This is a genomic window from Arthrobacter sp. zg-Y1110 (assembly GCF_025244865.1).
Classification (GTDB): domain Bacteria; phylum Actinomycetota; class Actinomycetes; order Actinomycetales; family Micrococcaceae; genus Arthrobacter_B.
In genome coordinates this window covers 2,862,369-2,883,652 of the sequence record NZ_CP104272.1, presented here as the reverse complement: position 1 = coordinate 2,883,652, position 21,284 = coordinate 2,862,369, and the positions used below count along the sequence as shown (strand labels likewise).

Annotated in this window: 19 protein-coding genes; 10 read left to right on the top strand and 9 right to left on the bottom strand. The window is 65.4% G+C overall.

The genetic code is table 11. The features are described from left to right. Positions 1 to 52: 52 nt before the first annotated feature. Positions 53 to 505, bottom strand: a complete 453-nt coding sequence (locus tag N2K99_RS13475) for an Lrp/AsnC family transcriptional regulator (RefSeq protein WP_227918969.1) — start codon at positions 503 to 505, stop codon at positions 53 to 55. Between the two features lie 184 nt (positions 506 to 689). Here N2K99_RS13475 and pdhA point away from each other — a divergent pair, with 184 nt between their 5' ends. The 5 genes from pdhA to N2K99_RS13450 all read left to right on the top strand — a co-directional run bounded on the left by pdhA (position 690) and on the right by N2K99_RS13450 (position 6,894). Beyond that, entirely contained in the window at positions 690 to 1,907 is a 1,218-nt protein-coding gene (gene pdhA / locus N2K99_RS13470; RefSeq protein ID WP_227932990.1) for a pyruvate dehydrogenase (acetyl-transferring) E1 component subunit alpha, read from the top strand. A 68-nt stretch (positions 1,908 to 1,975) separates the two neighbouring features. Beyond that, the gene (locus N2K99_RS13465; RefSeq protein WP_227933062.1) at positions 1,976 to 3,079 is read left to right on the top strand and encodes an alpha-ketoacid dehydrogenase subunit beta; all 1,104 of its coding nucleotides are present in this window, start codon (positions 1,976 to 1,978) and stop codon (positions 3,077 to 3,079) included. After that, entirely contained in the window at positions 3,076 to 4,695 is a 1,620-nt protein-coding gene (locus N2K99_RS13460; RefSeq protein WP_227932991.1) for a dihydrolipoamide acetyltransferase family protein, read from the top strand. The genes N2K99_RS13465 and N2K99_RS13460 overlap by 4 nt, the downstream gene beginning before the upstream one ends. A gap of 62 nt (positions 4,696 to 4,757) precedes the next feature. After that, positions 4,758 to 5,618 (top strand): MBL fold metallo-hydrolase, encoded by an 861-nt coding sequence (locus tag N2K99_RS13455; RefSeq protein ID WP_227932992.1) that lies wholly within the window; start codon positions 4,758 to 4,760, stop codon positions 5,616 to 5,618. 43 nt (positions 5,619 to 5,661) lie between these two features. Then, the gene (locus N2K99_RS13450) at positions 5,662 to 6,894 is read left to right on the top strand and encodes an MFS transporter (RefSeq protein ID WP_227932993.1); all 1,233 of its coding nucleotides are present in this window, start codon (positions 5,662 to 5,664) and stop codon (positions 6,892 to 6,894) included. Here N2K99_RS13450 and N2K99_RS13445 read toward each other — a convergent pair. Next, positions 6,891 to 7,826 (bottom strand): phosphatase PAP2 family protein, encoded by a 936-nt coding sequence (locus tag N2K99_RS13445; RefSeq protein ID WP_227918959.1) that lies wholly within the window; start codon positions 7,824 to 7,826, stop codon positions 6,891 to 6,893. The two genes, N2K99_RS13450 and N2K99_RS13445, sit on opposite strands and share 4 nt — an antisense overlap. A gap of 146 nt (positions 7,827 to 7,972) precedes the next feature. Between N2K99_RS13445 and N2K99_RS13440 the strand changes: the two genes are divergently transcribed. Next, positions 7,973 to 8,914, top strand: a complete 942-nt coding sequence (locus N2K99_RS13440; protein ID WP_231711734.1) for an o-succinylbenzoate synthase — start codon at positions 7,973 to 7,975, stop codon at positions 8,912 to 8,914. 33 nt (positions 8,915 to 8,947) lie between these two features. Here N2K99_RS13440 and N2K99_RS13435 read toward each other — a convergent pair whose 3' ends face one another. Beyond that, complete coding sequence (locus N2K99_RS13435; protein WP_227918957.1) at positions 8,948 to 10,576, bottom strand: DASS family sodium-coupled anion symporter; 1,629 nt, start codon at positions 10,574 to 10,576, stop codon at positions 8,948 to 8,950. Between the two features lie 112 nt (positions 10,577 to 10,688). Beyond that, entirely contained in the window at positions 10,689 to 11,777 is a 1,089-nt protein-coding gene (locus N2K99_RS13430) for a tartrate dehydrogenase (RefSeq protein WP_227918954.1), read from the bottom strand. A 228-nt stretch (positions 11,778 to 12,005) separates the two neighbouring features. Here N2K99_RS13430 and menD point away from each other — a divergent pair, with 228 nt between their 5' ends. Continuing rightward, on the top strand, positions 12,006 to 13,778 hold the full coding sequence (gene menD, locus N2K99_RS13425; protein ID WP_308036334.1) for a 2-succinyl-5-enolpyruvyl-6-hydroxy-3-cyclohexene-1-carboxylic-acid synthase: 1,773 nt from the start codon (positions 12,006 to 12,008) through the stop codon (positions 13,776 to 13,778). A 66-nt stretch (positions 13,779 to 13,844) separates the two neighbouring features. Next, on the top strand, positions 13,845 to 14,039 hold the full coding sequence (locus tag N2K99_RS13420) for a helix-hairpin-helix domain-containing protein (protein WP_227932995.1): 195 nt from the start codon (positions 13,845 to 13,847) through the stop codon (positions 14,037 to 14,039). A gap of 182 nt (positions 14,040 to 14,221) precedes the next feature. Here N2K99_RS13420 and N2K99_RS13415 read toward each other — a convergent pair whose 3' ends face one another. The 5 genes from N2K99_RS13415 to N2K99_RS13395 form a co-directional block, all read right to left on the bottom strand. After that, positions 14,222 to 14,971: an amino acid ABC transporter ATP-binding protein gene (locus N2K99_RS13415; protein ID WP_227932996.1), complete on the bottom strand. Its 750-nt coding sequence runs from the start codon at positions 14,969 to 14,971 to the stop codon at positions 14,222 to 14,224. Between the two features lie 5 nt (positions 14,972 to 14,976). Next, entirely contained in the window at positions 14,977 to 15,762 is a 786-nt protein-coding gene (locus tag N2K99_RS13410) for an amino acid ABC transporter permease (RefSeq protein WP_227918949.1), read from the bottom strand. A 73-nt stretch (positions 15,763 to 15,835) separates the two neighbouring features. Beyond that, on the bottom strand, positions 15,836 to 16,624 hold the full coding sequence (locus N2K99_RS13405; protein ID WP_227932997.1) for a basic amino acid ABC transporter substrate-binding protein: 789 nt from the start codon (positions 16,622 to 16,624) through the stop codon (positions 15,836 to 15,838). Between the two features lie 170 nt (positions 16,625 to 16,794). Next, positions 16,795 to 17,574, bottom strand: a complete 780-nt coding sequence (locus tag N2K99_RS13400) for a basic amino acid ABC transporter substrate-binding protein (RefSeq protein WP_227932998.1) — start codon at positions 17,572 to 17,574, stop codon at positions 16,795 to 16,797. Positions 17,575 to 17,761: 187 nt separating this feature from the next. Continuing rightward, positions 17,762 to 19,111 (bottom strand): isochorismate synthase MenF, encoded by a 1,350-nt coding sequence (locus tag N2K99_RS13395; RefSeq protein WP_227918939.1) that lies wholly within the window; start codon positions 19,109 to 19,111, stop codon positions 17,762 to 17,764. A 120-nt stretch (positions 19,112 to 19,231) separates the two neighbouring features. Here N2K99_RS13395 and N2K99_RS13390 point away from each other — a divergent pair, with 120 nt between their 5' ends. Beyond that, positions 19,232 to 19,942, top strand: a complete 711-nt coding sequence (locus tag N2K99_RS13390; RefSeq protein ID WP_227918937.1) for a demethylmenaquinone methyltransferase — start codon at positions 19,232 to 19,234, stop codon at positions 19,940 to 19,942. Beyond that, the gene (locus N2K99_RS13385) at positions 19,939 to 21,267 is read left to right on the top strand and encodes a geranylgeranyl reductase family protein (protein ID WP_227932999.1); all 1,329 of its coding nucleotides are present in this window, start codon (positions 19,939 to 19,941) and stop codon (positions 21,265 to 21,267) included. Before N2K99_RS13390 ends, N2K99_RS13385 begins: the two co-directional genes overlap by 4 nt. Positions 21,268 to 21,284 lie beyond the last annotated feature (17 nt).

Here is a 21,284-nt window from a genome sequence, read left to right as displayed (position 1 = left end):
AGGGCCTGCAGCTGCAGGCCCTGCTTTTTTGCTACCTCTTACTGCTGCGCCTTCAGCGGGTATCGCGTTCCTCGAAGACCAGGAACGTCTGGGTGTCCAGGACGCCCGGCATGGACTGCAGCTGGTCGAAAATGACCCTGCGCAGGTGGATGTTGTCCTCGGCCCGGACCAGCACGATAACGTCGAACGAGCCGCCCACCAGGGCAATGTGGTGGATCTCCGGCACCTCGCTGAGCCGGTCCTTCAATTCCCGCCAGGCGTGCTGGCGGACCTTCAGTGTCACATACGCCGACGAGCCCAGGCCTGCTTTCTCCGGATCCACCAGCGCGGTGAACCGGCTGAGGACTCCGGACTCGGTGAGCCGGGCAATCCGCGAGTACGCGTGCGCCCGGGAGATATGGACCGCCTGTGCGACGGCCGTAAACGAAGCCCTGCCGTCGGCCCGCAGGACGGCCAGGATCTTCCGGTCAATGTCATCCAGTGCCTGCACCTGCGTTGTAGTCATAATGTCCACGCTCTCCCCAAGTAATCTGCGTCACATTTGCAAGGTGTCCATCAGATTACCCTCGCAGGCCGCTGGCGTCCAAGATTTCGGGGAATGCTGGTAACGATTCGGCGCCCGAAAGCATACTGGCAAGACAGAAGTTCCGTGTGCAAAGATGCCGCGGCACTGCGGACGGAGGCTCGCGATGACCATCTCTACCGACAGGACCCGCCAGGCTGCCTTTGGCACCGAAAGCGGTTCCGGGAGCGTCGATGCCCTGTTGCCGTCGGACGTCCCCGTCCAGCTGATAGATGCCGGCGGCGCAGCCCGCCGGGATTCCCGGTACACGATGCCCGCAGATGAAATGCTGCTGGATGCCTATGCCCGTCTGGTGGCGGGCCGGCGGATCAATGACCAGGCCAACGCCCTGGTGCGGCAGGGACGGCTGGCCGTCTACCCTTCCTCCCACGGGCAGGAGGCCTGCCAGGTAGCCGCCGCTGCGGTGCTCCAAACGCAGGACTGGCTGTTCCCCACGTACCGGGACAGTGTTGCCGTTATGTCCCGCGGTGTGGACCCGCTGCAGGTGCTCACGCTGCTGCGCGGTGACTGGCACAGCGGATATGACCCGTACGAACACCGGGTGGCGCCGCAGGCCACGCCCCTGGCCACCCAGCTGCTGCACGCCGTCGGCGTCGCACACGCCGGGAAACTCAAGGGGGAGGACACTGTGGTGCTTGCACTTTGCGGCGACGGCGCCACCAGCGAGGGCGACTTCCACGAAGCCCTGAACTTTGCCGCGGTGTTCCACGTGCCCGTGGTGTTCTTCATCCAGAACAACGAATACGCCATCTCGGTGCCGCTGAAAAACCAGTCCGCGGCGCCGTCGCTGGCCCACAAAGCCGTCGGATACGGCATGCCGGGGGAGCGGGTTGACGGGAACGACGTCGCCGCCCTCCTCTCCGTCCTGGGCGCGGCAGTGCTGCGGGCGCGCGAAGGCGGCGGACCGGCACTGGTGGAAGCACATACCTACCGCATGCAGGCCCACACCAACGCGGATGATGCCACCCGGTACCGTTCGGCGGAAGAAGTGCAGGACTGGTTGCCCCGGGACCCGCTGGCCCGGACCCGCACCTACCTGCGCGGCCGCGGGCTGCTCGATGATGCACGCGAGGATGAACTGGCCGCGGCGGCCGAAGCGCTTGCGGCAGCCATGCGTGAGGGCCTGAATGCCGACGTCGAACCGGACCCGCTGGCGCTGTTTGAACACGTCTATACCCGGCGCACGCCGCAGTTGACGGAGCAGTCCGAGTTGCTGCGCGGCGAGCTGCAGCGGGACGGGTTCGAAAGCGATGCGCTTGTCCGCAACGCCGACGCAGGCCCGGCCGGCGCCGGGAACCCCGCAGATCCCGGCGCTTCGCGGTGACACCTCCTGATCCGAAAGGCAGCACCATGGCAGCAACTCCAACGGTCACTCCGCCCCAGGCGGGGGAGATGACCGAAGCCGGGACAGAGTCCGGACCGGAAATCCTGACCTTCGCCAAGGCGCTCAACGCCGCGCTCGCCGACGAAATGGCGGCCGATCCCACGGTGGTGGTTTTCGGAGAGGACGTGGGTCCGCTCGGCGGGGTCTTCCGGATCACCGACGGGCTGACCGCGCGGTTCGGAACCGGCCGCTGCTTCGACACTCCGCTGGCCGAATCCGGGATCATGGGCATGGCCGTGGGCATGGCGATGAATGGTCTGCGTCCGGTGGTGGAAATGCAGTTCGACGCCTTCGCCTACCCCGCGTTCGAGCAGGTGGTCAGCCACGTGGCGAAGATGTCCAACCGCACCAGGGGGAAGGTGAAGCTTCCGCTGGTGATCCGCATTCCGTATGCGGGCGGGATCGGCGGGGTGGAACACCACTGCGATTCCTCCGAGGCCTACTACGCGCACACGCCCGGCCTGACCGTCGTCGCGCCGGCCACCGTAGCGGACGCCTACACGCTGCTGCGCGACGCGATCCGGCTGAATGATCCCGTGGTTTTCCTGGAACCGAAGAAGCTCTACTGGAGCAAGGAATCAGTGGATCTGGCCGTCCTGCGCCGAGCCGCCGATGAAGCGCTGCACACGGGCCGTTCGGTTTCGGGCGGTATCGGCACCGCAGCCGTGGCACGCACCGGAACGGATGCAACGTTGGTGGCTTACGGGCCGTCAGTGTCGACGGCCCTGGCTGCAGCGGCAGCCGCCGAAGCAGAGGGCCGGTCCCTGGAAGTCATCGACCTGCGCTCGATTGTTCCGTACGACGACGCCACCGTGGACGCGTCCGTCCGGCGCACCGGTCGGGCAGTGGTCATTGCCGAAGCACCGGGGTTTGCTTCTGTCGCTTCGGAAATCGCGGCCCGCATCTCCGAACGCTGCTTCCATTCCCTCGCCGCACCGGTGCTGCGGGTGACCGGCTTCGATGTGCCGTATCCGGCGCCGAAGCTGGAACACTGGTTCCTGCCCGGCGTGGACCGCATCCTGGACGCCGTGGACGAACTGCAGTGGGAAGAGCCGGAGGCTCCCGGTTCCGGCACGGGCGTCCGAATCTCTGCTTCGAAGGATCCCCGATGAGTGTGCGTACCTTCCTGCTGCCGGACCTGGGCGAGGGCCTGACCGAGGCGGAACTCGTCAACTGGCTCGTGGCTGTGGGGGACACGGTTGTGGTGGACCAGCCGGTGGCCGAAGTGGAAACGGCAAAGTCCCTGGTGGAAGTTCCGTCCCCCTTTGCGGGCCGCGTGGCGCAGCTGCACGGCCAGGCCGGCGAGAGCGTCGACGTCGGGCGTCCGCTGATCTCGGTGGACACCGCGGCTGCGGCAACAGCGGGGGCCGGCCTGGCCGCCGGAATGACAGCCACGGGAACCGGGGAGACGATGGCACCTGCGGCAGCCGTGGGACCGGCCGAAGCGGCCGAAGCAGTAGCGGCTGCGGAATCGGCCGGTGAGACTGCGGCGGGGGATGCCTACCGGGAGGAAGAGAAGGCAGGGTCCGGGAACGTCCTCATCGGCTACGGAACCCCGGCCAACGGGCAGTCCCCGCGGCGCACCCGTGCACCCCGGCTGCGGATCGGCGCGGCTGGTGGCCAGGTTGCCGTCCCGGCTGCTGCCCAAGCTGCAGGCCAGGTTGCCGGCCCCACCGCTCGAACGGAAGCTCCGCGTTGTGTATCCCCTCTGGTCCGCCGCCTGGCCCGTGACGCCGGATTGAAGCTGGAGGATGTGGCCGGCAGCGGTCCCGACGGGCTGATCCTGCGCCGCGATGTCGAAGCCGCCGTGGCGCCCGCTCGGGCGGAAGACACTGCCGGCGAAGGGGCGGCCCGAGGTAGTGCCGGCGGAACCGGGGCCGGGGCCGGCCGGGAAGTCCATTCTGTCCGGAATGCCGGAGCCACAGCCGGCGATTCCGGGACCGCAACGGATGCGCGGACGGGGCTCGCCGTCACCTCGCGCACTCCGGTGCGCGGCCTGCGGCGCACCGTCGCCGCAAACCTGAGCCGCAGCCGCAGCCTGATCCCCGAGGCGACCGTGTGGGTGGACGTGGATGCCACGGCCCTGATGGACCTGCGCGCGGACCTTTCCCGCCAGCGGGAGGACGCACCGTCGCTGCTGGCTTTCCTGGCCCGTTTCACGCTGGCCGGACTCACCCGGTTCCCGGAACTCAACACCCGGTTTGTGCCTGCGGAGGAAAGAGTCGGTGCGGGCCCGGGGGAGGACCCCCGGGATAACGCGGGCGAGGACCAGGACGAACAACAGGCCGTGATTGAGGCCTTCGACGGCGTGAACCTGGGCATCGCCGTGCAGGCTGAGCGCGGGTTGATGGTCCCCTCGGTTCGGCGGGCAGACACCCTGTCCACTCGGGAACTAAACGCGGAGATCCGCCGTCTCACCTCTGCCGCCCAGGCGGGCCGGGCAACTCCCGCCGAACTTTCCTCGGGCACGTTCACGCTCAACAACTACGGCGTCTACGGGGTGGACGGCAGCGCTGCCATCATTAATTACCCCGAGTCGGCCATCCTCGGCGTGGGACGCATCATCGAAAAACCGTGGGTGGTTTCCGGCCAGCTCGCGGTCCGGAAGGTCACCCAGCTGACCCTGGTGTTCGATCACCGCGTCTGCGACGGCGCGACCGCCGGCGGCTTCCTGCGCTACGTCGCCGACGCCGTCGAAAACCCGGGCCGCGTGCTGGCGGACCTGTAATACGTGCCGCAGAGAGCCACCCGCGATAGGTTGGAAACCGGCCGGCGAAAAGGAAAGCTGACATGACAGAAACACCGCAGCAGCACATCCCCACCCAGCGCAGCTGGCAGGAGGTTGCACCCCGGGTCTGGGTGCGCGCCAATGCTGCCTTTGCCGTCAACACCGGGCTGGTGATCGGGGACGATCGGGCACTGCTGATCGATACCGGAGCAGGCCCCGGCATGGCGCAGGAGATTTACGATTCCGCCCGGATGCTGACCGACCTGCCGCTCACGGCCGTCAACACGCATGCCCACTTTGACCATTACTTCGGCAACGCCCTGATGCTCGCCAACGGTGTGGAGGATATCTGGGGTACCGCCGGATGCGCCGCGAGTATCCGTGAAAACGGAAACAGCCACCGCCCGCAGGCCGCCGACGTCGAACCCGAGATGGCGGCGGCCACGGGCGAAAACACGGCAATCGCCGAACCCACGAAACTGGTGGAGGACGCACCGGTGGACCTGGACCTGGGCGGCATCTCCGTGACCCTCTTCCACCTCGGACGCGGCCACACGGACCACGACCTGCTGGTGGGAGCCGGGGACGTGCTCTTCACCGGCGATCTCGTCGAACAGGGCGCTGATCCGGCTTTCGAGGACTCCTTTCCCAAGGACTGGATCCGCACGCTGGGGAAAATCTCGGCGCTCGAGGACCTCTACACGATTTTCGTTCCCGGACACGGCAAACCCGTCACGGTGGATTTCGTGACCACGCAAATGCACAAGATGCGCACCGCCGTCGCCGTCACCCGCAGCGCCATGGACCAGGCCTCGGTGGACATGACGAAGGCAATTCCCATCCTGCCGTACGGGCCGGACCAGTCCAGGGCATTGCTCACCCGCCTGCGGACCCTTGCCCGGTGGAAGTGGCTCAAGCAGTAATCACCTCCCCGGAACCGGAACCGGTTGCGGATAGTCTAGGGCCGTGCCAGCGGACGATTTCAGCCTTCGGAAAATAGCTATCCCGGCCTACGGGCCTACCCTGCTTTACGGGTTGGCGACCGGAGCCATCCTGCCGGTCATCGCGCTCAGCGCCCGCGACCTGGGCGCCACCGTTGCCCTGGCGGCGCTGGTCATCACCCTTACCGGAGTCGGTTCACTCCTGACGAACGTGCCTGCCACGATTGTGACCACGCGTTTCGGGGAGAAATGGGCGCTTGTGGCTGCTTCGGCCTGGTGCGCGCTGGCGATGGTCCTTGCCGCTGCGGTCCCGGTGCTGGCGGTTTTCGCGCTGGCCGTCTTTATGATCGGCATGGCGGGGTCGGTCTTCGGGCTGGCCCGGCAGAGCTATTTGACGGAAGCCGTACCGGTGAACTTCCGTGCGCGGGCCCTGTCCACGCTCGGCGGGGTGAACCGGATCGGCGTCTTCATCGGTCCCTTCGCAGCCGCCGGTGCAATCCATTTCTTCGGCACCACCGGGGCGTACTGGGTGGGTGCCGCGGCCGCCGTCGGCGCCGGGATCCTCAGCCTCCAGGTGCCGGATCTTGCTGTCCGTTCCGGTAGGGACGGATCGGGGTTGGTGTCCAAGGGCGACGCCGTCCCCGCGCCCACCGTGCGGTCCATCCTGCGAAGCCATGCACGGATCTTCCGGACCATCGGCATCGGGGTGCTGCTGATCGCTGCCGTCCGTGCGACGCGGCAGGCAGTGATTCCGCTCTGGGGCCAGCACATCGGCCTGGACCCCACCACCACGGCGCTGATCTACGGGCTCTCCGGAGCCATCGACATGCTGATCTTCTATCCCGCGGGCAAAGCCATGGACACCTGGGGGCGGCGTTCGGTGGCGGTGCCCTGCATGCTGATCATGGGGCTGGGCCTCGGGCTGCTGCCGCTGGCTTCCGAAGCAACCGGACTGCTGCTGGCTGCGCTGCTGATCGGGTTCGGCAACGGCATCGGATCCGGGATCGTTATGACCCTCGGGGCGGACTTCTCGCCTTCGCCCGGACGCCCGCAGTTCCTGGGCATCTGGCGGCTGCTGGCCGACCTCGGGACCATGGGCGGCCCAGGCATCCTCTCCGGAGTGACTGCCCTCGTGTCGCTCTCGGCAGGGATCGGGGCCACCGCTGTCCTGGGACTGCTGGGCGCCGTCGTGCTCTGGATCTGGGTTCCCGGACGGAAGGCCGCTGGCAATCCGCTTACCGCCGGCGAGGCTCGCTAGCGGCGATTGCCCCGGGAACCGCCCGCTGCCCGTGCGGGGTCTCCGGCCTGCTGGTTGAACAGCCAGCAGGCGAGGGCGCTGACGAGGAAGCCGACACCCACTATCAGTGTCAGGCCCGCCCAGAAGTACAGCGGTGCGGAAGTGCTCACCGCCGTCGGGTCCCAGCGGGCATAGAAGTAAAGTCCCAGGCTGGCAGCCGTAGCCAGCACTCCGGGCACGGCGCAGATTCCGGCAATCACTTTCGCCGTTCCCTGTGCCGCACCGTTGGCCGGCCAGCGGTTCCAGTCCGGGTTGGTCCGCATCATCACGAGGCCGCCGACAAGGGTCCAGGCGGCCACCACCAGCAGCGAGGCGACGACGTCGGCCGGCCGGTGCCAGAGGTTGAGGAAGGTGGCTGCGCCCGCGAGCACGGCGTAGCTGCCGCCGAAGAGTGCAACCAGGGGCCGCCAGCGCGGGGAGGCGAGCAGGAAGACCGCCGCAGCTGCGGAGGCTGCCAGCGTGGTGTGGCCGGACGGCAGGGAGTTGAAATCCAGGGTCACCACCCCGCGGTCCGGCCGGTCCAGCACGGTCCGTTTCAGCAGCTGGCTGCTGACATTTGCTGCTCCGAAAGTGCCGAGGGCAATCACCGCCGGCGAAATCCGGTGCCGCAGGATGGATACAAACACCACCACAATCACGGCGATGAAGACGGAGATCAGCGGCAGCTCGTCCAGGAAGGCGATCACCGGCCGTTCGGTGGCAGGTGCAATCAGCTCCGCTTCCTGGAAAGCGGACTCATCGGCGAGCTGGCCGGTGGTGGTGCGGACGAAGAACCAATACGTTGCGGCAACGCCGGCAGCGCAGAGGAGGGCCGCGAACAGAAAGAGCGCCGGATTATGCGCAGCCGGTCGTTCGGCACGGGCGCGCTGTGCCAGCAAGTTGCGAGTATCCATTGCATCCAGATTGCCACATCATCGTGGTCCTTACCTGTTCGACCCGAAGCGGGCAGCCGGTGAGCGTCAAAGCGTAGGCTGGCAGGGTGCCGAACAACCCTGACCTGTCTGCCCTCCTAGCCGGAGCCCGCGTGGTCTCCATTCCCATGCGGGTGAAGTTCCGCGGCATCCTGCACCGCGAGGCCCTGCTGATCGAGGGGCCGGAGGGCTGGGGCGAGTTTGCCCCGTTCCCGGAATACTCCGACGCAGAGGCCTCACCCTGGCTTGCCTCCGCCTTAGAAGCGGCCTGGCAGGGCTATCCGGAAGCGGTGCGGAAGTCCATCCCGGTGAACGGCACGGTGCCCGCCGTGCCGGTGCACCAGGTGGAGGCCGTGCTGGCCCGGTTCGGACATGTCCCTGCCGTGAAGGTCAAAGTGGCTGAAACTGGCCAGACTCCGCTTCAGGACCTGGCCCGGGTGGCCGAGGTCCGCCGGTTGCTGCCCGACGCCGGTATCCGGGTGGACGCCAATGCTGGCTGGGACGTGCCCACCGCCGTCGAAACGCTGACCCTGCTGGCTGAGGCCGGGCTGGAATACGCCGAACAACCCGTAGCGGGCATTGACGGCCTGCGTGCCGTCCGGACCGAGCTGCGCCGGCGCGGGGTTCCCGTGCTGATCGCCGCCGATGAAAGCGTGCGGAAGGAAAGCGACCCGCTGAAGGTCGCCCGGGAAGACGCTGCGGACCTGATCGTCATCAAGGCGGCCCCGTTGGGCGGGGTGCGCCGGGCCGTCGAGATTGTGGCGCAGGCCGGGCTGCCCGCTGTGGTGAGCTCCGCCATCGACACTTCCGTGGGGATCCGTACCGGCGTCGCCCTGGCCGCTGCGCTGCCGGAGCTGCCCTATGCCTGCGGGCTGGGCACCTTGTCGCTCATGGCCGGAGACGTGACGGAAGAATCGCTGGTGCCCGACGGTGGTGCCCTGGCCGTGCGGGACGTGCCCGTGTCCGAGGAGCTGTTGGAGCGGTTTGCCGCACCGCCGGAGCGCCGTCAGTGGTGGCTGGACCGGCTGGAGCGGGTGCATGCGCAGTTGGTGACGGCCCAGCAGCGCTAGGCTTTCGATCCGCATGTGTGTCTTAGGCCGGCGTCAGCCTCCGATACCGGTGACGCCAACCATGATGGGGACAATGCCGATGATGAGCGCTGCCCCGAGGATGTCGAAGACGAGCCCGGTGCGGATCATCCTGGTGATCGGTATGGTCCCGGAGCCGTAGACAATGGCGTTCTGCGGCGTCGATACCGGGAGCATAAAGCCGAAGGATGCCGCGAAAGTCGCTGCCAGGGCAGGGATGAACGGATCCACGTCCATCGCTACGCACAGGGGAATCACGATGGGCACGACGACGGCCGCAGAGGCGGTGTTGCTGGTGGTTTCCGAGATGAGGATAGCCAGGATCACTGAGAAGGCGGTGATGGTGATAACGCTGGTGACGCCCAGAGTGTCGGAGGCGGTGGTTCCGATGGTTTCCGCCAGGCCCGTGGCCGACAGCAGGGAACCGAAGATGATGCCCGTGCCGAAGAGGACGATGGTTCCCCAGTCGATCTTGGCTGCATCGGACCAGGTGAGGGTGGCTTCGCGCTTCTTCCAATCGGTGGGCAGGATGAACAGCAGCGAGGCCCCGAGAACTGCCACGATGCCTTCGTCCAGCCTGTCGTCCAGGAAAATGTACTGGCCGGAGTCCGTGCCGAAGATAAGGCTCGCGAATGCCGGGAGCAGCCACAGGGTCACGGTGAAACCGAAGGCGATCAGGGTGTTGACCTCTGCCCGCTTCATTTTGCCCTGCTCGGCTTTTTTCTCGCTGATGAACCCGTCAACACCTTCAATCCTGCGGATCTCGGGCTTATTGAGCAGGAACATAACGAGGGCGAGCACGATGAACATGGCGAGGCAGAGCGGTGCAGCAGTGGCGGCCCACTGGGCAAACGAGATGCGCACGCCCGTCGCTTCCTCGATCAGGCCGCGGCCGATGAGGTTCGGCGGGGAACCCACAGGCGTGAGCAGTCCGCCCACGCTGGCGCCGTAGGCCAGCATCAGCATCAGCGCGGCACCGACACGCAGGCGCAACGGGTCGAAGTCGGACTTGACTACGCCACGGTTCTGCAGAAGTTCGCCGATGACTGTGAGGATGCCCAGAGCCGTAGGCAGAAGCATGGCCACCGTTGCGGTGTTCGACACGAAGGCAGAGAGCAGGCAGGTGATCACTCCGAAGGCGGTGATAATACGGTACGTCGACTTTGCCACTCCGGGAACGGACAGGACGGCGAAGGCCAGCCGCTGCGCGATGCCGTGCTTGAGCATGGCCTGGGCCAGTATGAAGGCTCCGATAAACGTGAAGATGGTGGTGGAGCCAAAGGGCTGCAGGACCTCCGCTGCCGGTGCGATGCCGAGGATCACTACGGCGGCAACCCCCATAAGGCCACCCACGGGGATGGGCACCGGTTCGCAGATCCACAGGATGATCACGCCGAGCAGGACCGCAGCGAGCAGCTGCTGGGTCGGGTCCATGGCCGTGGGCAGGAGGGCGAAGACGATTGCAACGGCCGGTGCGAGGAACAACCCCAGCGTCTGGCGTGCCCGCTCAAACTTCTCCTCACGGGGAGAGAGGGATTGTTCGCTTAGGCTCCGGAACGTTTTCCCGCCCAGCAGGGCGGCTTTGACATCGGTGAACCCCGGCGTCTTCGGGGCCGGCATGGACAGCGGCACATTCTGGGACATCTTCGTCCTCCCGATTTTGGGTGCATTTTCTCGGTTCGACGGGCCGCGGCCCGTGGTGTGCCGCTGTGGAACTAAATCGGCACAACATACGACCGCCGAAATCCCCTACAGGTCATCCGGCGGCTACGGCACTGATTTCATTGGCTATGGCTTTTCCCAGCTGTTCGGTGGTCCCGCTGCCGCCGAGATCGGGCGTGAGGGAAACATCTCCCCGGGCCAGCACGTTCTCGAAAGCCTGAACCACGGCTGCTGCTGCTGCATGCTCGCCCAGGTGCTGCAGCATCATGGAGGCGCTCCAGATCTGGCCGATGGGGTTCGCGATACCCTGACCGGCAATGTCCGGAGCGGATCCGTGGACAGGTTCGAAAAGGCTCGGGAAACGGCGTTCAGGATTTATGTTGCCGCTGGGTGCGATGCCGATGGTGCCCGTGCATGCCGGACCCAGGTCCGAGAGGATGTCGCCGAAGAGGTTGCTGGCCACGACTACGTCGAATCTTTCGGGATGCAGCACGAAGTGCGCCGTAAGGATGTCGATGTGGTAGCTGTCGATCCTCACATCTGCGTAATTGCCGGACATTCGAGCTACGCGCTCGTCCCAATACGGCATGGTCACCGAAATTCCGTTGCTTTTGGTGGCGGAGGTCAGGTGCTTCTTGGGACGGCTGCCGGCGAGGTCGAACGCGTACTTGAGGATGCGGTCCACACCGGTCCTGGTCATGACCGTTTCCTGGATCACCGTTTCCCTGTCGGTGCCCTCGAATATCCGCCCGCCAATGCTGGAGTACTCGCCCTCGGTGTTCTCACGGACAACGTAAAAGTCGATTTCCCCGGGCCGGCGGTCGGCCAGCGGACTCCGGACTCCGTTCAGCAGCTTCACCGGTCGGAGGTTGACGTACTGGTCGAAGTGGCGGCGAAACTGGAGGAGGCTTCCCCACAGGGAGATATGGTCCGGAACCGTTTCAGGGGAGCCGACAGCACCGAAGAAGATGGCGTCGAAACCCTCAAGCTGCTCAACCCAGTTGTCGGGCAGCATCCTGCCGTGCTTGAGGTAGTAGTCGCCGTTGGCAAAGTCGAAGTCTGTGCTCTTCAGGGTGAAGTCAAAGGCCTCAGCTGCGGCAGCCAACGCCCTCATCCCTTCGGGCACCACTTCCTGCCCGATCCCGTCTCCGGCGATGGTGGCGATTCTGTGGGTCTGCGTCATAGCGGACCTTCCGGTCGCGGCGCACCTGCGCCGCGCGAGTCTCAAGGTGCTGGTTCCAACAGTGTAGGGACGGCGCGAAGCTACGGTTAGACCTTCCGGGCAAAGCATTATGTCCGGTTCTGAAAGTAGGGATTCGGCTCGGTGTGCAGCCTGGATCAGGAGCACCTGCCCAGCGACCCTGCAATGCGGCCGCTACGGTCCGGATGCACCGAACCCTAGGATGGAAGAGTGAACGGAACCTCGAAGTCTCCCAACCCGTCCTCCGCCTCCGGGGCGCCTGCTTCCGGCTCCTCTGCGGCCGGCACCCCTGACCTGTCGGATGCGGCGCGGACCGGATTGAGCTCCCTGCAGGCAGCCCGGTCCGCCGTCGCCGCCCTGGCATCCGCAGGAGTGCGCGACGTCGTCCTGTCCCCGGGATCGCGCAGCGCACCGCTTGCCTACGCGCTGGCGGAAGCGGAACTACAGGACCGGATTCGGGTGCACGTACGGATTGATGAACGGGTTGCCGGCTTTACTGCCCTCGGCCTGGCGCGCGGCGGGCGCCGTCCCGCAGCCGTCGTGACGACGTCGGGCACTGCCGTGGGTGAACTGATGCCTGCCGTGATGGAAGCCCACCATGCCTGTGTTCCGCTGGTGGTCCTCTCGGCGGATAGACCGGCCGAGCTGCACGGCACCGGTGCCAACCAAACCACGGTGCAGCCCGGCCTCTTTGCCCACTTCCCTGCGACGGCTGCGGATGTGGAGGCCGGCACCGATCCTGCGGAAGCCATTTCCGCAGCTCTGGCCAGCCTTGGCAACGGGATCCCGGTGGGACCGGTGCACGTGAACCTCCAGTTCCGGGAGCCGCTGACCCCCGGCGAAACCGACCCCTTGTTCCTCGAATCCGATTCCGTTCCGGAGGCTTTGCCTGCCTCCGCTCCGGTTCCGGCGGAGGACCGGGTCCCTGCCGCCGATCCGCCGATCCCCGGTGTTCACCGCACCGTGGTGGTGGCGGGCGACGGGGCCGGGGAGCTCGCTGCGCTCTTTGCCCTGCGTGCCGGGCTGCCGCTGCTGGCGGAACCGTCCTCCAACGCCCGCTTCGGTCCCAACGCCGTGGGCGCGTACCGCCTGTTGCTGCCGGAACTCGGCCCGATGATTGAACGGGTCGTGGTGTTCGGCCGCCCAACGCTCTCCCGTCCGGTAGCCGGACTACTGGCCCGTACCGACATCGAAAAAGCCCTTTATCTGCCCCGGCCGGTGAACTGGTTTACCGAGGGACGACGTCCGGAAACCATCATCAGCGACATCCCCGGACTCTTCGAGTTCGCGGGAACCGGTGCGCCCGGCTGGCTTGAGCAGTGGCGGACGGCCTCGGAAGCGGCCATGAACACGCTGAACAATCTGCTGGAACAGCAGGCCGGGCTCACGGGTCTGCAGGTCGCGGACCTGGTGTGGGACGCTGCAGACGCCAATCTGGTACTCGGTTCCTCCAACGTCATCCGGGACATGGACCTGGTTGCCTCTCCGGGCTGGCATCCGCTGGACGTGTACGCCAACCGCGGCCTGGCCGGGATCGACGGGACCATTTCCACGGCCACGGGCATTGCGCTCGCCAACGGCATTCCCACCCGGCTGCTGCTGGGCGACCTCACGTTCCTGCACGACGCCGGAGCTCTGCTCCTTGGAGAGGGAGAGGACGAGCCGGACCTGCAGATGATCGTGTTGAACGACTCCGGCGGCGGCATTTTCACTGTCCTCGAACATGGTGCACTGGGGGAGGACCCGCGGTACACGGCCTTGGTGGAACGCTTCTTCGGGACTCCGCACCGTGCCGATCTGGCCGCACTGTGCCGCGGCTACGGTGTCCGGCACCAAGTGATCCGTTCGGCCGACGAACTCGAAGCCGCATTGGCCGAACCGGTTCACGGACGGTCGGTGCTGGAGGTACGCACCGCACGGGAGACGCTGCGCGGCCTGCATCAGCAGGTGCAGTCGGCTGTGGGGGCAGCGGTGCGGAGCTAGTGCTGCGGGGTTAGTGCTGCGCGGGTAGGGCTTTACGCCCGCGTCGGCGAAGCGTAGCGTCGCCGCATGGTTACGCCGCTCGATGGCCTACCGAAGATCGGTGCGCCGGCTACCCGTGCCCTCGCCGAGGCGGGCTACGACTCACTTCGCCAGCTGGCCGGGGTCCCGCACGCGGAACTCGCCTCGCTGCACGGCATGGGTCCTAAGGCGCTGCGGCTCATAGCGCAGGCCCTGGACGAATACGGACTCGCACTGGGCTGAGTCTTGCGCCTAGCTGGCCGGAATAACCAATCCGGGCAACCAATCAGGCAACCAAGCCCGGCTAACCAACACCGGGAAACACAGCGCGGCCTGCACCTTGGAGGTGCAGGCCGCGGTGGCGGGTGCGTTGCTTCCGTCTTGGCCCCCGGGCCTGCGATAGGCCGGCGGCACGGGGAACCGGGTTAAAGAACCTTGGAAAGGAACGCCCGGGTGCGCTCGTGCTGCGGGTTGCCCAGGACATCTTCGGGACGTCCCTGCTCCACCACCACGCCGCCGTCCATGAAGACAACGCGGTCGCCCACTTCACGGGCGAAGCCCATCTCATGGGTCACCACCATCATGGTCATGCCTTCCTCGGCAAGCTGACGCATCACGGCGAGAACATCACCAACGAGTTCCGGGTCCAAGGCGCTGGTGGGCTCGTCGAACAGCATCATGTCCGGATCCATGGACAGTGCGCGGGCAATGGCCACACGCTGCTGCTGGCCGCCGGACAGCTGTGCGGGGAAGGCCGTGGCACGGTCCTCCAGACCCACCTTGGCGAGGTTCTTCAGGGCTACCTTGGAGGCTTCCTCCTGGCCGCGCTTCTTCGCCCGGCGCTGCGCCAAGGTCAGGTTGCGCAGCACGTTCAGGTGCGGGAAGAGGTTGAACTGCTGGAAGACCATGCCGATCCGGGTGCGTATCTTGTCCAGGTCCGTGTCGGGATGGGTAATGTCAACGCCCTCCACCAGGACGGTGCCGCTGGTGGGCTCCTCCAGGCGGTTGACGCAGCGCAGCAGGGTCGACTTGCCGGAACCGGACGGACCGATCACGCAGACCACTTCGCCCTGGTCTACATGGAAGTCGATGCCTTTCAGCACCTCGTTGCTTCCGAAGGACTTGTGAAGGTTGCGGACCTCGATGGCAGGGGCGTTGGTGTTCGGGACGCTCATGGCTGCTACCTGCCTCTCTGGTTGTGTCGTTCAAGCTTTGCCACCAGCTGGGTCAGCGGCAGCGTAATGATCAGGTACATCAGGGCAGCGAGCACCAGGGGTGTGGCGTTTGCGGTCTGGGACACGGAGTCACGCGCAAAGGTGGTCAGCTCGCGGTCCTGCAGCGCCATACCGGCAATGAAAAGCAGCGAGGTGTCCTTGATCAGGATGACCAGTTCGTTGGTCAGCGGCGGCGTGATGATCCGGAAGGCCTGGGGCAGGGTCACGGAAATCATGGTCCAGGTCGGACCCATGCCCAGCGAACGGGCAGCCTCGGCCTGACCGGAGGGCACTGCCTGGATTCCGGCACGGATGGTCTCGGCGATGTAGGCGCCGGAAACGATGATCAGGGCCAGGAGCCCTGCGCCTGCGCTGCCTCCCGGCGGACGCCAGTCGAAGGCGATCGGCACGGCGAAGGCGAACCCGAAGATCACCAGCAGTGCGGGGAGTCCGCGGAAGAGTTCGATGTATGCCGTGGCGGCCCAGCGGTACGGGGCTACGGGGGAAAGCTTCATCAGGGCCAGCAGCAGGCCCAGGAGGAGCCCGCCCGCGAAAGCAATGACGGTATAGATAATCGTGTTCTTAACCGCCACCGTGATGATGGTCGGGAAGGCCTCACGGGCCACCTCGGCGTCGAAGAAGTTCTCGCCGATGGCTTCCCAATCGGCAGCCAGCACTACGGCTACCAGCGCGATGACGAAAACGGCGTACAGGACGCCCCGGAACAGGCGTCTGCGGGTGGAGGGTTTCAAAGTGGGGAGCCTTCCAAGGAAGAAAAGGGGTCGTCCCGGGCATCCGGCCCGGGACGACGCAGTGGTCTAGGCGTTATTCGGTGAAGTACTTGTCGTAGATCTCCTGGTATTTGCCGTTGTCCCGCAGCTCAGCGAGCTGCTCATTGACGGCGGAGATGAGTTCGGTGTTGTCCTTCTTCATGGCGAAGCCGTAGGACTCATCCGTCTCATACTCTTCGGCGATGGTGAATTCGCCATCCTCCGTGTGTCCAATGTTCACCGGAAGGTCCTGGAGCACAGCATCGACGTTACCGGACTGGATGGCCGGGAAAAGTTCGGCATCGCTCGGGAAGGCCACGATTTCCGCTCCGGGAGCATTCTCGCGGGCGTAGGACTCACCGGTGGTGTTTCCCTGGACGCCGAGCTTCTTGCCCTCCAGGTCCTCGATGCTCTTGATGTCCGAGTCGACGGGGACCAGCAGCGACTGCAGCGAGTCATAGTACGGATCGGCGAAGCCCATGGCCTCTTCGCGTTCCGCGGTGATGGTGATTGCGCTGGCCTCTAGGTCGCACTGTCCCGCCGCGAGCACGGTGCCGCTGGCAATTCCCTCGAACCCGGCGTCCTGGACTGCGAGCTCAAGGTCAAGCCCGGCCGCGATCTCCTTGACCAGGTCCATGTCGAAACCGGTGTATTCGCCGTTCTCTTCATACTCGAACGGAACGTACGGGATGTCCGAGCAGACCGTCAGCGTGCCTTCGGATACCAGGTTGTATCCGTTGGCAGCGTCGTCGGAGGCTCCGGCGTCGTCGCCGCCGCAGGCGGTCAGCGAGAGGGCACCGATGGCCAAAAAGGTGAAGGCGGCGGTGCGGGCTTTATGCGGCATTGGTTTACAACCTTACGTCGGACGGTGTGAGCAGTCTCACCCGTAGCTGGGTATTGGGATGCAGTCTAGAGCGTACGTAGTCCATATTTCGGTAACGTGTCCGCCACTACCGGCAGTAAAACAGAAGCCCACGTGGCGTGCCTTACTGCGGCACCCGGTTCCCAGTGCGGCTACTTCGTGAAGAACCGGTCATGGAGCTCCTGGTACTTCCCATTCTCCCGCAGCTCAGCAAGCTGTTCATTCACCTTCGAAACCAGTTCCTCGCTGCCTTCCTTCTTCATGGCGAAGCCATAGGACTCACCCGTCTCGAAGCTCGCTGAAATCCGGAACTTGCCGTCCTCGGTGTGGTCCTGGTTTACCGCGTGGTCCTGGAGAACCGCATCAATGTTTCCTGCCTGCAGTCCCTGGAACAGCTCCGCATCGGTCTGGAAGGACATGATTTCTGCGTCGGCGGCATTTTCCCGCGCATAGCTCTCACCGGTGGTGCCCTGCTGGACCCCTACCTTCTTGCCCTTGAGGTCTGCCAGGGAGGCAACTGGGGAATCGGCAGGAACCAGGAGGGTCTGCGGCGAGTCATAGTACGGGTCCGAAAATGCCAGTTTCTCGGCCCGCTCATCGGTGATGGACATGGCTGCGGCAATCACATCGCACTGGCGGGCAGCCAGTACGGTTCCGCTCTGCAGGCCGTCGAATCCAACGTTCTGCACTTCATGCTCGAGGCCCATGCCCTTGGCAATTTCGCGGGTGAGCTCGATATCGAAGCCGGTGAACTCGCCGTCCACTACGTATTCAAACGGCTTGAAGGGAACGTTGGAGCACACCGTGAGGGTGCCTTCGTTGACGGTCGTGAGACCGGACTCCGCGGAGTCGTCTCCTCCGCCGCAGGCGGTCAGGGACAACGCTCCGACGGCGAGGAGGACGGCAAGAGTGGTGCGGGCTTTGTGCGGCATTGCGATTCAGAACCTTAGGTTGGCAGGAACAGAAGAGGCCGCAGGCGGAAACCAAACCGTCTCCAGAGCGGCATAGGGCGGAAACGGCCACAAAGGCACGATCCGAGTTTCTATTCTACCCACTGTAAATTTATGCAACGAACCAAACGGTTATGCAGCCGGTCTCCGACGGAGGCGTCAAGGGGCTTCAGGATCCGGCGGGAGAGGATGCGAAATCGGGGTTACGCACCGGAACGGCGCGGGGCCGGTCCAGGCCCAGGGCCTCAAGCATGGGGCGGAACTTGCTCCAGGTTTCCTCTAGTTCCGCCGCAGGATTGGAGCCGGCCACAATTCCACAGCCTGCATAAAGGCGTACTTCCGTGGGGCTCTCGATCACAGCGCCGCGCAGGGCGATACCCCATTCACCGTTTCCGGCGGCGTCCATCCAGCCGACGGGTCCGGAGTAGGGGCCACGGTCCATGTGTTCAAGCTCACTGATAAGTTCGCCGGCCACGCTGGTGGGGAAGCCGCAGACAGCGGCAGTGGGATGCAGTGCTTCAACCAGCGTCAGGGGTGTGGGGATCAGTCCGCCCGCATCCCGTGCGAGCTCGGCAGTGACGTCGGAGGCCAGGTGCCAGACGTTCGGCAGTTCGAGGACAAACGGCTCCGTGTGGGAAGTCATCGACGAGGTGAAAGGTTCAAGGGACCGGGTGAGGGAATCGATGGCAATTTGATGCTCGTGCTGCTGCTTGGCGGAACCCGCCAGCACTCGCTTTGCGTAGTGGGGATCATCGGCGGGAGCAGTAGCGCGGTCCAGTGTTCCGGCCAGCACGCGAGCCTCGGCGGTGCCGTTTTCGACCTTTATCAGCATCTCGGGCGTGGACCCGATCAAACCGTCCACCGAATACGTCCAGCAGTCGCGGTAGCGCACGGCCAGTTCGCGCAGTACCTGTGAAGCCACGAGGGGGCTGCCCAACTCCACTGCAACGTCGCGGGCCAGGACAATCTTGCTCAAATCGCCGGCTGCTACATGGGCCACCGACCGTGCCACGGCATTTTTCCACTCCGATTCGCTCAGCATGCCCGGAAGGACCCGGTCGGCAGGATCGCTTTCCCGGTAGAGCGGAAGATCGTCCAGATAACGGGCCAAGGCGGCCTTCGCGGTCTCCGCATTTAGTTCTGCTTCTGGATCCGCGGTTGTGTACGTCACCCAGCCGGCGCCGTCGCGCAGCCCGACGATGATTTCCGGAACCACCAGACGGGATTCAAAGGGGGAGCGTTTGGAAAAAGCGAAGGAACCAAAGGCGACGATGCCGGTGCCGGGAGCGGCAAGAGGATCCTCGACGTCGGCTTCCGCAAGGAGGGACCGCCACCAATCCTGTGCGCGCGCAAAGCGCTCGGGGCCGCTGGAAGTGAAGCGGGCCGCTTCTCCAAAGCCGACCAGCCCCTCTTGGCGCCGGATCCAGCACAGTTGCTCGTCAAGAACCAGATACTCCAGGAGACCCATGGCGGCGGAAAGCTCACCGACGGGCACTGTCACAGAACGCAGGGTGGTCATAGTGGTTCCAGACTACTCCGCCGTAGGTACCTGCCGGATATCGGGGGTCCGTGGCTGAGAGCAACACGACAGCGCCGCGGCCGGTTCGGCGGCCCTCCCATTGTTTGAGACAATGACAGAGTGAACCGCGCATCGTTGGAAAAACGCCCGGATGAAGTTGCTGCCATGTTTGATGACGTGGCACCTAAATACGACGTCGTAAACGACGTGCTGTCCCTGGGGCAGACGCGCCGCTGGCGCCGTATTGTGGTGGACGCTGTCGGAGCCGTGCCCGGACAGCGGGTCCTGGACCTGGCCGCCGGCACCGGCACCTCAAGTGAGCCCTACGCCGATGCCGGAATCGACGTCGTCGCCTGCGACTTCTCGCTCGGGATGCTTAAGGTCGGCAAGCGCCGCCGCCCGGACATCGACTTCGTTGCCGGTGACGCCACCAACCTCCCGTTCGAGGACAACTCCTTCGACGCCTCCACCATCTCCTTCGGCCTCCGCAACGTCAACGAGCCGAAAAAGGCCCTGGCGGAAATGCTCCGGGTAACCAAGCCCGGCGGCCGCCTTGTCATTGCGGAATTCTCCTCGCCGGTCATTCCGGTGTGGCGCACCATGTACACCGAATACCTGATGCGTGCCCTTCCTTCGATCGCCCGCAAGGTCGCCTCCAATCCCGATGCCTACGTCTACCTCGCCGAGTCCATCCGGGCATGGCCGAACCAGGACGGCCTGGCAGCCTGGATTGCTGAAACCGGCTGGCAGGATGTTGCCTACCGCAACCTGACCGGCGGCATCGTGGCTGTGCACCGCGCCGTCAAGCCCGGAGGGCATCCGGCCAAGTGAAGGTCCTTATTGTCGGTGCCGGGCCCGCCGGCTCCACAGCCGCGTACTACCTCGCCTCTGCAGGGGTGGATGTCACCGTTCTCGAAAAGACCGCCTTCCCGCGGGAAAAGGTCTGCGGCGACGGCCTGACCCCCCGCGCCGTGCGCGAAATCCAGTTCCTGGGCCTGCCGCACGAAGAAGCCGAAGGGTGGCGCCGGAATAAGGGGCTACGCCTGATTGCCGGCGGCCGGACACTGGAACTGCCGTGGCCTGCGCTCTCGGATTTCCCCGATTACGGCCTGATCCGCACCCGTCTCGGTTTCGACGAGGCCCTTGCCCGCCACGCGCAGGCTGCCGGAGCGAAGATCCTTGAGCGGCACACAGTGGTCTCTGCCATCCGCGGCGACGACGGACGCGTGGAAGGTGCTGTCGCCAACATCCTGGATGAAAACGGGAGGCGCACCGGCGAACGGCGGGAGTTCTTCGCCGACGTCGTCCTGGCTGCCGACGGAAACTCGAGCCGGACCGCGCTGAGCGTGGGCATCGAAAAACGTGACGACCGTCCTATGGGCGTAGCCGTGCGTACCTACTTCGAGAGCCCGCGCACCAATGACGACTGGATGGAAGGCTGGCTGGAGCTTCCGGATGCCTCCGGCAATCCGCTGCCCGGCTACGGCTGGGTCTTCGGAGTGGGAGACGGAACGTCCAATGTTGGCCTGGGCATCCTGAACTCCTCCAAGGAATTCGGAAAGCTGGACTACCGCAAGGTCCTGCGCGACTGGACCGCCGGCATGCCCGCAGAATGGGGCTTCACCCCGGAAAACCAAGTGGGTGAGATCCGCGGGGCAGCCCTGCCCATGGGCTTCAACCGCACCCCGCACTATTCGCCGGGGCTGCTGCTGCTCGGCGATGCCGGCGGCATGGTCAGCCCGTTCAACGGTGAAGGCATTTCCTACGCCATGGAATCGGCGCGGTTTGCGGCCGAACACATCATCGAGGGCTCAGGGGCCGCTCTGGCGCCGGGCCTGCTCACTTCGCGGGCCGCGTTCGACGTCGAACTGCGCGCCTATGCAGGCCACGTGCGGGAAGAATGGGGCAGCCACTTCACGCTCGGCCGCATCTTCGCCGCCATGATCGGCCGCCCCGCAGTCATGAAACTGGCGCTGCGCACAGGAATGCCGATTCCCGTGCTTATGCGTTTCGTGGTGCGTATGCTCGCTAACCTGACGGACAGCAGTTCCAAGGGCATAGAGGATAGAGTGATTGCCTTACTGGAAATGCTGGTTCCGCCGGCAAGCAATCAAGGAACGCCGATAACTCCCCGGCAGCCCGCGCAGCACCCGTGACCTCTATGCCTGTTGTC